This window comes from Photorhabdus viridis (assembly GCF_040256935.1).
GTDB classification, from domain to species: domain Bacteria; phylum Pseudomonadota; class Gammaproteobacteria; order Enterobacterales; family Enterobacteriaceae; genus Photorhabdus; species Photorhabdus viridis.
Genome location: NZ_JBEJZY010000073.1, coordinates 1 through 11532, shown reverse-complemented (window position 1 = coordinate 11532; position 11532 = coordinate 1). Strand labels below are relative to the sequence as shown.

Sequence of the window (11532 nt, the reverse complement as noted above, 5' to 3'; positions counted from 1 at the left end):
TAAACGATCCTGATTCCAACCGCAGTGTATCCAGATCACAAACTGCCCGTAATGTCGCAGGCAAATGAATCTCCAGGAAGTCTCTGGCCGTATCGATATGACTTAAAAACTGTTTAAAAACAGCGTCATGTGGCGTTGGTGTATTTTTTTTCTTCATCAGTGAATGGTAGCATACTTTCTTTTATATTGAAGGAATATTAAGCAAGAAACCGAGCGGACTGAGATGTCTTAAATTTTCTTTGACAAAAATGTTGATCGTATCTCAGATATTTTTATTTTCTTCTTAAGCGAAATTCAGGGTAAATATAAAATGAATAGAGTATAGAATTGCTGACAAATGAATTAAACATGACAGAGTAAACAAGAGGAACGTGAGCAGTCCTGGAGACGAGAGAAACCGTACTCCCTTCATGTAACATTAAAAGCGCGGTGAGGCGACGCGGATAGTCCTTATCCCGGGTTTTATGGATAAATTTTTTCATCTGACGTCGTTCGTTTCGGGGTATTTAACTGATGAGCTTTTCAAAGATTACGACAACAACAAAGGGCTAATTGAGTAACAAAAGGATTTTCTTAAACTTTATATGTCACACCCAACGTTCCCTGCGTCTGCAAAGTGTTTCTTTAAGGGCTATTTTTCTACCTTTTATAATGTCTTTCTTAGACAACATTGCGATTTTGAGCAACGCTATCGCCTGTTGTTCCGTGTTTCTATCGGCTAGTTCTCTCTCACTTTTCTTTACTTCTGCGAGTCTGTATTTATATCATCAAAATTAAAAGGGAAACAATTTATAATGAATTGTTTCCCCTAATAACCGAACAACTAAATAGCAACCGGCGCCTTTATTCCTGGATACGGGTTATAATCGACAATTTCAAAATCATCAAATTTATAATCAAAAAGTGATTCCGGTTTACGCTTTATGGTCAGTTTTGGCAGTGAACGCGGCTCACGACTGAGCTGCAATTGTGTCTGTTCCATATGGTTGTTATAAAGATGCGTGTCACCACCAGTCCAAACAAAATCGCCCACGTCCAGATCACACTGCTGCGCCATCATATGAACCAACAATGCATAGCTGGCAATATTGAACGGCAAACCAAGGAATACATCACAGGAACGCTGGTAAAGCTGGCAGGAAAGTTTGCCATCCGCAACATAAAACTGGAAGAAAGCATGGCATGGCGCTAATGCCATTTTATCCAGTTCACCGACGTTCCAAGCCGAAACAATGATCCGGCGTGAATCCGGCTCGCTTTTAAGCTGTTCCAGCACCGTTTTTAGTTGGTCGATCTGGCGGCCATCTGCCGCTCCCCATGCACGCCATTGTTTACCATACACAGGCCCTAAATCGCCGTTTTCATCCGCCCATTCATCCCAAATAGTGACACTATTTTCATGCAGATATTTGATATTCGTATCACCATTCAGGAACCAGAGAAGTTCATGAATAATTGAGCGGATATGACAACGTTTAGTGGTCACCAGTGGGAAACCATCCTGCAAATTGAAACGCATCTGATGCCCGAAAATGGAGACAGTCCCCGTCCCGGTGCGGTCTGCTTTCGGAGTGCCTTCTTCAAGCACTCTTTTCATTAAGTCCAGATACTGTTTCATTTTATCTCTTGTACCTTATTACCTTGGTGTTTGTATGCCCATATCATCATTAAAACTCCCGCCAGAATCATTGGAATAGAAAGAATTTGTCCCATGCTGATTCCATCGAATAAACCCAGTTGTGCATCTGGTTGACGGAAGAATTCCACTATTATTCTGAAAACACTGTAGCCAATTAAGAACAGGCCGGAAACACTGCCCATTGGACGAGGTTTACGGATATATAAATTTAAAATAATAAACAGGATTATCCCCTCTAACGCCATTTCGTAGAGTTGTGAAGGGTGACGGGGAAGAACGCCATATTGTTCGAGTATTGATAACAGTGAAGGGTTAGTTGCTGCCAGCGCAATATCTTCACTACGGGAGCTTGGAAACAGCATAGCCCACGGTGTATCCAATGTGACACGCCCCCACAATTCACCGTTAATAAAGTTACCGATTCTGCCCATTCCTAAGCCAAAAGGGACTAACGGTGCAATGAAGTCAGCAACTTTTAAGAAGTGGCGTTTGGTTCTGCGGCCAAATAACCACATTGCGCAGATAACACCCATCAATCCACCGTGGAAAGACATTCCTCCATCCCAAACTTTAAACAAATAAAGCGGGTTATCAAGAAAGGCAGGGAGATTATAAAACAGTACGTAGCCAAGACGGCCACCAACAAAGACGCCAACAAAACCTGCATAGAGCAAGTTCTCTACTTCATTTTTTGCCCAACCACTATTGGGTTTCGCGGCCCTGCGTGTCGCCAGCCACATGGCGAATACAAACCCCACTAAGTACATAAAACCATACCAATGAAGGGATACGGGACCTATTGAAAAAATAACCGGGTCAATATTAGGAAATGCCAGGTAGCTGTTACTCATCGTTCCCCACTTAATATTTAAAATGAATATCCTAAGACAAATGATTACGGATCATAGCATAGGCCATTAACCGGATTAAATTCCACCTCTGACCAAGCCGCCAATCCCATGCCGCTCCATAAACGTTGCTGACAACTCCTTTACTCTTACGCTGGTTTCAGCTTGTAATATTTCAGTCATTAACTGCTCAACCTGAACCATCTCCAGATGACGTAATAAATATTTAATCCTTGGCACACTACAACCACTCATACTCAGGCTGCGATAGCCAAGGCCAATTAATAGCAGGGCGCCCATAGGAGAACCCGCCATTTCACCACAGATACTGATAGCAAGACCTGCTTGCCGGCTATTTTCAAATACCAGTTTTAATGCCCGAATCACAGCCGGATGTAGACAATCATAAAGGGAAGCAACATGGGTGTTGTTTCGATCCACGGCCAACAGATACTGTGTCAGGTCATTGGTTCCAATAGAAACAAAATCGACTCTACTTTTCAGTTGCGGCAAAAGAAAAATAGCCGAAGGAACTTCTATCATCACGCCAAGCTGCGGCATAGGTATCTGGTGCGCCAGGATTTGCTCAACTTCCTCTTTCGCTCTGTCTATCAACCTTTTAGCTTCATCAATCTCTTCCATGCTGGTGACCATTGGCAGAAGGATTTTCAAATTACCGCTATTAACATTCGCTCTGAGCATAGCCCTAAGCTGAATAAGAAAGATTTCCGGTTGGTCCAATGTCACCCGTATACCGCGCCACCCCAAGCAAGGGTTCTCTTCGCTGATGGGCATGTAAGGTAGTTGTTTATCCGCGCCAATATCAAGTGTACGCAATACCACAGGTTTATCGGGAAATAATTGCAGCATCTCCTGATAACGGGCTTTTTGTTCATCTTCTGAAGGGAAACCACAGTGCAGCATAAAGGGTATTTCGGTTCGATAGAGGCCAACACCATCAATGTTATTACTTATATGTAACTCATATTTCAGACTCAAACCCGCATTAAGCTGAACAAGAATACGCTCACCACTTTTGAGCCGCGCTTCCTGATCAACATCCCCTTCAGCCAGTTTGCTAAGTGCTTTTTCTTCTTCGATGATCTGTTTATATTCCTGAGAAATCAGCGGCTCAGGTTCAATAAAAACCTCTCCGCGGAAACCATCAAGAATCAGCATACGATTGTGCAGGAGTTCCGGCTGGATATCAGCCCCCATAATGGCCGGGATTCCCATCGCACGAACCAATATGGCAGAGTGTGAATGCGTCGCGCCATCACGAACAATAACCCCTGCTAATCTTTCCTGCGGCATTTCTGCCAATAGGTTAACACTCAGTTCATCAGCAACCAGAATAAACCATTCAGGACACTGATGGCTGACAGTCGGTGAATCATCCAAATGAAACAGTAATCGTTGCCCAAGCGCCCGCAGATCCGATGCCCTCTCCCGCATATAGGCGTCCTGTAAGCTGGCGAATTGCTCTGCGTATTTTTCAATAACTTGTTTAACCGCCCATTGCGCGACAAATCTCTGCTCAATACAAGAAAACAGATCTTGTTTCAGCTGAGGGTCATTCAAGAGGTAGGAATAGAGATCAAAAATCGCAGCACTTTCTTTTTGAGAGCCGGTAGTAAAACGCTTACTGAGCCGCCGGCATTCCGCCATCGTATCTTCAAGCGCCTGAATCAGACGAGAGCGTTCCGCAGCATGATCAAGGGTTGATGCTTCAAAAATTTGTTCAAGTGAAGGCTGGGAACAATCCTGCCAACCTTGGGCCATGACGATGCCGCTGGAAATTGCCAACGCTTTAATTCGGGTCTGCCGGTAGTGACCAAATAAACCCTTGGTCTGAGCCTGAGCAAGAATCACGGCCAGCTGTGTTGCAAGCGTTACCATAAAGGATTCTTCGGTCTCATTAAACAAGCGTTGTTCTTGCTGTTGAACGACCAAAACGCCTTGCAACTGACGACGATAAATAACGGGAACGCCCAAAAAAGCGCGGAAGTTATCTTCCTTAACCTGAGGCAGGTATTTGAAACTTGGATGACTGCGTACATCCGCCAAATTAATCAGTTCAGATAATTGACCAACTTGTCCAACGACTCCCTCGCCAAATGCCAGGCTGATAATTCTTCCCCGGGGTTTCCTCAATCCTCGGGTTGCCATCAGGTAATAACACTGCCGTTGATGATCAGCAAGATAGATAGAGCACACATCTGTGCTCATCGCCAGGCAAGTCTCATTCACCAATAGCTCAAGCGCTTCGGCCAGATTGGTTGCCATAGCAACTTTTTCAACAATTTCCCGTAAGCGCATAAGCATGGAGCTAACCTAACTTCTTTTGCGACGATAAGAATATGAAGAACGCGGCAACGATATGCTTTCTTGTATTGGCATTACAACCGAAGCAAATTCCTTCATCACACGCCGGTAAACATCGCGCTTAAAAGAGACAACCTGCCGGACAGGATACCAATAGCTGACCCAGCGCCAGCCATCAAACTCCGGGGTATTACTGTGCTGCACATTAATATCTTCTTCATTACAAAGCAGTTGTAATAAAAACCACCGCTGCTTTTGGCCAATACAGACAGGTCTTGTATCCCAACGCACCAAACGCTTGGGTAATTTGTAACGTAACCAATTACGGGTAGAGGCCAGAACGCGTACATCTTTCCGACCTAAACCCACTTCTTCATACAGTTCCCGGTACATAGCCTGCTCTGGTGATTCCCCCGGATTAATTCCCCCCTGAGGGAATTGCCAGGAATGTTGCCCATAACGCCTGGCCCACAAAACTTGGCCTTGTCGATTACAAATTACAATTCCTACATTCGGGCGGTAGCCATCATCATCGATCACCAGACTACCTCAATAAACTAAATTTGAAAGATGACTAATTGTTTCACACTACCCTCAAGTGGTAAACCTCTATCATTGGACTTTGCAGTCGCTAGCTAAATCTCTACAATAGCGCCATCTCAACGGGGTGCTGGCTGTTTAAAACAGTCTTGCTGAGAGTAAACCCGCCGAACCTGATCCGGCTAATACCGGCGTAGGGATTTGAGCTGCTAATTGTTTCACAGAAATTATCTTTCCATTTAGCGCGCCCTCAGATCCTTTGCCAATCCTCTTAAATTAAGGAGAGCAAAGTGTTTAAGACGTTATTTTCCAAATTAATTGTACTGACGGTACTGTCAGCCTCTGCTTTGTTATTGAGTCAAGCTGCACAGGCAACGCCGGTATTAACTGTCTACACCTATGATTCTTTTGCCACCGAATGGGGACCAGGACCTGCGATTAAAAAAGCGTTTGAAGCTGAATGTGGCTGTAAACTGAAATTTGTTGCTCTGGAAGATGGCGTGTCCCTGCTCAACCGCCTCAGAATGGAGGGAAAGCGCACGGCTGCCGATGTTATCCTTGGTCTGGATAACAACTTGATGCAAGCGGCCCAACAAACCGGTCTGTTCACTGAAAGCCAAGTGGATACCCACAAACTGAAACTGCCTGTGCCATGGAATAACAACATATTTATTCCTTATGACTATGGTTACTTTGCTTTCATTTACAACAAAAATACGTTACCAAATCCGCCAAAAAGCATGGACGAACTGATCAACAGTCACAATAACTGGAAAGTGATCTACCAAGATCCCCGTACCAGCACGCCAGGGCAAGGTTTGCTGTTGTGGATGCAGAAAATTTATGGTGATGATGCCCCACAAGCCTGGCAAAAACTGGCAAAGAAAACACTGACAGTCACCAAAGGCTGGAGTGAGGCTTATGGTCTATTCCTGAAAGGCGAAGGCGATTTGGTTCTGAGCTATACCTCTTCACCGGGCTATCACATTTTGTCTGAGAAGAAAGACTATTATGCTGCGGCAACGTTTAGTGAAGGTCATTACCTGCAAGTCGAAGTTGCCGCCCAACTAGCCTCCAGCAAGCAACCGGAACTTGCCCAGAAATTTATGCGGTTTATATTAACTCCGGCTTTCCAACAGGAAATTCCAACGACTAACTGGATGTATCCGGTTATTGATATCCAACTACCAGAAGTTTATTCACAGCTTTCAATACCAGAGAAATCATTACAGTACAGCGCGGAAGACGTCGCAACACACCGTAATCAATGGATTCGTGCATGGCAAAGCGCTGTCAGCCGCTGATAGCCGGATGGCTGTTGCCGGGGGCGATTGCCTCCGGTCTTTTGCTATTGGTCGCTTTACTGGCATTCGGTACACTTTGGTTTAACGCGCCTGAAAGCGACTGGTACTTGCTGACAGAAGATCGCTATTTGTGGCATGTGGTGCGTTTTACATTCTGGCAAGCTTTTTTATCGGCTCTGTTTTCTGTTATGCCCGCTATTTTTCTTTCCCGAGCACTCTACCGCCGTCATTTCCCAGGCCGAACCTTGTTTCTGCGCCTGTGTGCTATGACGCTGGTTTTGCCGGTACTGGTCGCTCTGTTTGGCATTCTGACTGTCTATGGCAGAGTCGGTTGGTTGGCGCAGTTCTGTGAATGGACCGGTATCACTTACCATTTTACACCTTACGGTTTACAGGGAATTTTGCTGGCGCATATCTTCTTTAATATGCCACTGGCAACACGATTATTACTGCAATCACTGGAAAACATTGCGGTGGAACAACGGCAGTTAGCCGCACAGTTAGGCATGAATGAATGGCAACATTTTCGTTTTGTTGAGTGGCCTTACCTGCGCCGCCAAATCCTGCCAACCGGCGCGCTGATTTTTATGCTCTGCTTCGCCAGTTTTGCCACAGTGCTGGCTTTAGGTGGCGGGCCTGCGGCAACGACTGTCGAGCTGGCAATCTATCAGACGTTAAGCTATGACTACGATCTCGGCCGGGCCGCGTTACTGGCTTTGATTCAGCTGGCTTGCTGTCTTGGTCTTGTTCTTCTTAGTCAGAAAATTAACAGCGCTCTGTCCATCGGCTATAGTAATCAACAGCAGTGGCGTAATCTACAAGATACTTTGCTGAGAAAAATCTGTGACGGCATGTTAATTACCGCAGCATTGTTACTGCTGGTTCCCCCATTGTTGGCTGTTGTCGTGGATGGTCTGAACAGCGGGTTACTCAATGTATTGCGCCAGCCTGTATTGTGGCAGGCATTTATCACATCCGTTGTGATTGCGTTAAGCGCTGGATTACTGTGTGTTTTACTTACGATGATGTTGCTGTGGAGCAGCCGCGAGCTGTACCTGCGTTATTCACCCCGCTGGGGACAAGCGATGGAAATAAGCGGTTTGTTGATCCTGGCTATGCCCGGCATCGTACTGGCAACCGGTTTTTTTCTACTCCTTAACGACACCATCGGCTTGCCCCGCTCACCCTATGGTCTGGTGATTTTAACCAACGCACTGATGGCGATTCCTTATGCATTGAAAGTTCTGGATAATCCAATGAAAGATCTGGCAGCCCGCTATAATCCTCTGTGCCGATCCCTGAATATCCAAGGTATTAACCGACTGCGTTGGATTGAGCTAAAAGCACTGAAAATCCCGCTGGCGCAAGCTCTGGCTTTTGCTTGTGTCCTTTCGATTGGGGATTTTGGTGTTATCGCGCTGTTTGGTAATGAAGATTTCCGTACACTTCCTTTCTATCTGTACCAGCAAATAGGGGCTTACCGTAGTCAAGATGGCGCAGTCACCGCCTTATTGCTGTTATTATTATGTTTTATGCTGTTTAGTTTACTTGAACGCTTACCGGGGCGACGTAATGCTTAAACTTAAGAATCTGACTTACACCTATGAACAGCTGATGATGCTCTTTGACTTGCAGATTCAGACTGGGGAGCGTATTGCCATTCTTGGGCCCAGTGGAGCAGGTAAAAGTACATTACTGAACCTGATCGCCGGTTTTCAAACAGCAGAAAAAGGTTCCGTATGGCTGAATGGAGAAAATTACACCAATACGCCACCTTCTCAGCGCCCCGTATCCATGTTATTTCAAGAAAATAACCTCTTCTCTCATCTGACGATTGAACAGAATATTGGGTTGGGATTACATCCCGGATTACGCCTTAATAGCAAACAGAAACAGACATTACAGCAAATAGTCTCCCAAGTTTCGCTGGAAGATTGTCTTACTCGTTTGCCTGCTCAACTTTCTGGTGGACAACGACAACGGGCAGCATTAGCGCGTTGTCTGGTACGCCAACAGCCAATTCTGTTACTTGATGAGCCCTTTTCTGCCCTTGATCCAGCACTGCGGAATGAAATGCTGGTATTGCTGGAGCAAGTTTGCCATGAACGTCAGCTTACTTTGCTGATGGTTTCGCATAACCTGGATGATGCCGCCCGTATAGCCAACCGCGCTTTATTAGTTGTTGATGGCAATATTCATTATGACGGATCAACAAATGCATTGGTTGCCGGTACTGTTTCTGAGGCCGCTATTTTGGGGAGGAAAAAAGACGATTTTGTTAAAGCAATTTAAAAATAGTGTGATCTTTCACCTGTTTTGTGTATTTATTACGTTGATGATATTGACGGCGGTCTCCAATTTTGAACTATGTACTTTTATTTGCCGGAAAGTCAATATGTCCACGCCAGCGCCTGTCATTAAACGTCTTGATCATTTGGGTATTATCGCTGCTTTTTGTCATGAAGTTCGTTTGCCTCGCATGATTGATTCCATCATCCCAAAACACTCGGAGCATACCGTTTCTCATGGGGATGCCTTCCTGCGATGATCCTCAACGGGCTGGGATTTCACAGTCGAACACTGCATATGTTTCCCGGCTTTTTTCAGCATAAACCGATTGAACGTTTAATTGGTCCTGGCATTGATGCAGAGCATCTGAATAATGATGTGCTTGGCCGGACATTGGATGCCTTATATGAAGCCGGTGTTTCAGAAATTTATCAGGTAATTGCTGAACATATCATTGATAAGTTAGGCATAAAATCGGATTCTGTACATCTCGATATCACCCGTTTCCACGTGGATGGGAGTACAAGTCACCATTAGAGGACGACACTTAGCGCATTGAGCTGGTTCGGGGTTACAACCGCGACCACCGGCCTGAGCTCAATCAGATTATCCTTGAGCTGATTTGCGAAAATCAGGCCGGGATACCCGTTTATATGCAAGAGATAAGTGGGAATACCAACGATGCCAAGGCCTTTGCCGAAGTCACAAAACATCATATTCGTTGCCTGAAAGCCGCGCAAAACAGCCGTTACTTTGTCGCTGATGCCGCTCTTTATAGCGAAGACACGATATCCTCTCTTCATCAACAAAAACAATTCTTTATTACCCGAGTGCCACCGTTAAGGAAGCTAAACAGCAACTCCTGAGCGTGGAGCTCAGCCAGTTACAACCTGTTACCGATGGTTATGCTGGATGTTGGGTGAGCTCCTGCTATGGGGGTGTGCCGCAGCGGGGGTTATTGCTCAGCAGTGAGTCTGCTGCCAAACGTGAAGGACAGACCTTCGAGAAAAACACACTCAAGATGACGGAAAAAGAACTGAAACGGTTTGAAAAATTGTGCAAAAAAATGTTTACCTGCAAAGCAGATGCCTTACAAACCCTGTGTGATTTTGAATCCGAATGCCAACTTATCCGTATTGATGCGCCTGAGGCTAAGGAAGCCGTCACTTATCAAGGCCGTGGACGGCCGAGTAAAAATAAACAACCTGATGTTCATTATCAGCTTTCAGGCCGGTCTTACAGCCAGTTGGATAAAGTTGCTTATGCAAGGCTCAAGGTGGGGATGTTTATTCTGGCCACTAACGAAATGGATAATAATGTGCTTGACATGGCAGCATTACTTTCCACTTACAAAGCCCAACAAAAGGTTGAGCGGGGCTTCCGGTTCCTGAAAAGCCCGGAATTCCTGACATCCTCTCTGTATCTGAAAAAACCAGAACGTATAGAAGCCTTATTGATGGTGATGACGTGCAGTTTAATGGTTTATGCCGCTCTGGAACATAAAATCCGCACCGGACTAAAACAAAACGCCACCTTTTACCCGGATATGAAAAACCAGCAGACTCAGTCTCCCACAGCACGTTGGGTGTTTTTAACCTTCGAAGGAATTAATGCCTTTGAATTTCAAGGATACCGGATGGTGACGGAAATGCAGCCATACCAGAATGCATTGTTGAAAATATTGGGTCAATTATATGAATCTTTTTATTCCTGAATGGGATGCGGAATGTCGGATTCAATATTCTTATTTGTCTTTTTTACGGGATATATAAGCATTAATAAAACCAATGCTTTTTATTATTTTCACTGATAGATTTATGATAGGCAGGTTTTAAACTGTTATTAAAAGTTATTTTTTTAACCTCCGGTTTTAACTTGTATAAAAAGGTTTTAGTCGTTGTTTTAACCGTTGTTTTTACTGCTTTTAACACTTGATTTTTATTAAATTTAATCATCATGGTATATTGTGATTTACGTTTAATCATATTCGCTTTATCTTCACTGACTCTGTTTTACTGACAATATTATGCAGTTTTTATCAGTCATACTCCTTTATATTTTTCCGGATAATATCTTTTTTGCTGATTTCTTTTCAATTTTCAGTTTTCAGTTAATGGCTAATGGACTACGATTAAACTGAATGAACATCCCTTTAAAAAGTTGTACTTATTAGTCGAATCCGCCGAGCAATAGCTTTTAATAGTATAATAGCCAGCTCTGACAACTGAGCTAAAAGTCATCATCCAACCTAATCAGAAAAGGTTATATCTCATCACTTATTAACGATAATCATCACATTAAAAGTGATTTCATCCTGAAATCAAACACCATAAATGTGATATATATCACACAATTAAAACAAAAAATGAAATCATTTTGAAATTATTAGTGTTGGTTATTAAATGATTAATATTAATCTGTTTTTTATACAATTTGCAACGCAATGATAACATGGGTCTATTTTTTGCACTATAATAGGAGAGCATAAAAAACTGTGGGGCATTTATGTGGCAAAGCAGCTAAAGAAGCCACTTTAACGTATAAGTATTCATGGGCCGATAATGGGTAATAGTCCTGTTGAGTTGTC

The 11532-nt window shown here is 44.0% G+C and carries 9 protein-coding genes, 2 pseudogenes and 1 riboswitch; of the genes and pseudogenes, 4 read left to right on the top strand and 7 right to left on the bottom strand.

Features of this window, described 5'->3' with window-relative positions; all coding sequences use genetic code 11:
• From ABR397_RS21135 to rppH, 6 genes and pseudogenes are all read right to left on the bottom strand, one after another.
• Positions 1-157 (bottom strand): Rpn family recombination-promoting nuclease/putative transposase (locus ABR397_RS21135; protein WP_350307437.1); only part of this gene is annotated, 157 nt, incomplete at its 3' end.
• Positions 158-377: 220 nt separating this feature from the next.
• Positions 378-482: pseudogene (locus tag ABR397_RS21130) on the bottom strand (IS630 family transposase); the annotation flags it as partial.
• 341 nt (positions 483-823) lie between these two features.
• A complete protein-coding gene (gene thyA / locus ABR397_RS21125; RefSeq protein WP_350307436.1) occupies positions 824-1618 on the bottom strand; it encodes a thymidylate synthase in 795 nt (264 codons plus the stop codon).
• Complete coding sequence (gene lgt / locus ABR397_RS21120) at positions 1615-2490, bottom strand: prolipoprotein diacylglyceryl transferase (protein ID WP_350307435.1); 876 nt, start codon at positions 2488-2490, stop codon at positions 1615-1617. Before lgt ends, thyA begins: the two co-directional genes overlap by 4 nt.
• A 75-nt stretch (positions 2491-2565) precedes the next feature.
• Entirely contained in the window at positions 2566-4812 is a 2247-nt protein-coding gene (gene ptsP, locus ABR397_RS21115) for a phosphoenolpyruvate--protein phosphotransferase (protein WP_350307434.1), read from the bottom strand.
• A gap of 9 nt (positions 4813-4821) precedes the next feature.
• The gene (gene rppH / locus ABR397_RS21110; protein ID WP_350307433.1) at positions 4822-5352 is read right to left on the bottom strand and encodes an RNA pyrophosphohydrolase; all 531 of its coding nucleotides are present in this window, start codon (positions 5350-5352) and stop codon (positions 4822-4824) included.
• 113 nt (positions 5353-5465) lie between these two features.
• Positions 5466-5570, top strand: a riboswitch (TPP riboswitch).
• Positions 5571-5642: 72 nt separating this feature from the next.
• Here rppH and thiB point away from each other — a divergent pair.
• From thiB to ABR397_RS21090, 4 genes and pseudogenes are all read left to right on the top strand, one after another.
• Complete coding sequence (thiB, locus tag ABR397_RS21105; protein WP_350307432.1) at positions 5643-6656, top strand: thiamine ABC transporter substrate binding subunit; 1014 nt, start codon at positions 5643-5645, stop codon at positions 6654-6656.
• Positions 6632-8236 (top strand): thiamine/thiamine pyrophosphate ABC transporter permease ThiP, encoded by a 1605-nt coding sequence (gene thiP / locus ABR397_RS21100; RefSeq protein ID WP_350307431.1) that lies wholly within the window; start codon positions 6632-6634, stop codon positions 8234-8236. Before thiB ends, thiP begins: the two co-directional genes overlap by 25 nt.
• On the top strand, positions 8229-8948 hold the full coding sequence (thiQ, locus tag ABR397_RS21095) for a thiamine ABC transporter ATP-binding protein ThiQ (protein WP_350307430.1): 720 nt from the start codon (positions 8229-8231) through the stop codon (positions 8946-8948). Before thiP ends, thiQ begins: the two co-directional genes overlap by 8 nt.
• A gap of 103 nt (positions 8949-9051) precedes the next feature.
• Positions 9052-10659 (top strand): annotated as a pseudogene (locus tag ABR397_RS21090) (IS1634 family transposase).
• A 61-nt stretch (positions 10660-10720) separates the two neighbouring features.
• On the opposite strand, the gene ABR397_RS21085 reads toward ABR397_RS21090, so the two are convergent.
• A complete protein-coding gene (locus tag ABR397_RS21085; protein WP_350307429.1) occupies positions 10721-10930 on the bottom strand; it encodes a hypothetical protein in 210 nt (69 codons plus the stop codon).
• Between the last annotated feature and the right edge of the window lie 602 nt (positions 10931-11532).

Excerpts from the sequence above, each read along its gene's own strand:
- thiQ (WP_350307430.1), top strand. The coding sequence starts at position 8,229 with ATGCTTAAACTTAAGAATCTGACTTACACCTATGAACAGCTGATGATG.
- ABR397_RS21085 (WP_350307429.1), bottom strand. The coding sequence starts at position 10,930 with ATGATTAAACGTAAATCACAATATACCATGATGATTAAATTTAATAAA.
- thyA (WP_350307436.1), bottom strand. The coding sequence starts at position 1,618 with ATGAAACAGTATCTGGACTTAATGAAAAGAGTGCTTGAAGAAGGCACT.
- thiP (WP_350307431.1), top strand. The coding sequence starts at position 6,632 with ATGGCAAAGCGCTGTCAGCCGCTGATAGCCGGATGGCTGTTGCCGGGG.
- lgt (WP_350307435.1), bottom strand. The coding sequence starts at position 2,490 with ATGAGTAACAGCTACCTGGCATTTCCTAATATTGACCCGGTTATTTTT.
- ptsP (WP_350307434.1), bottom strand. The coding sequence starts at position 4,812 with ATGCTTATGCGCTTACGGGAAATTGTTGAAAAAGTTGCTATGGCAACC.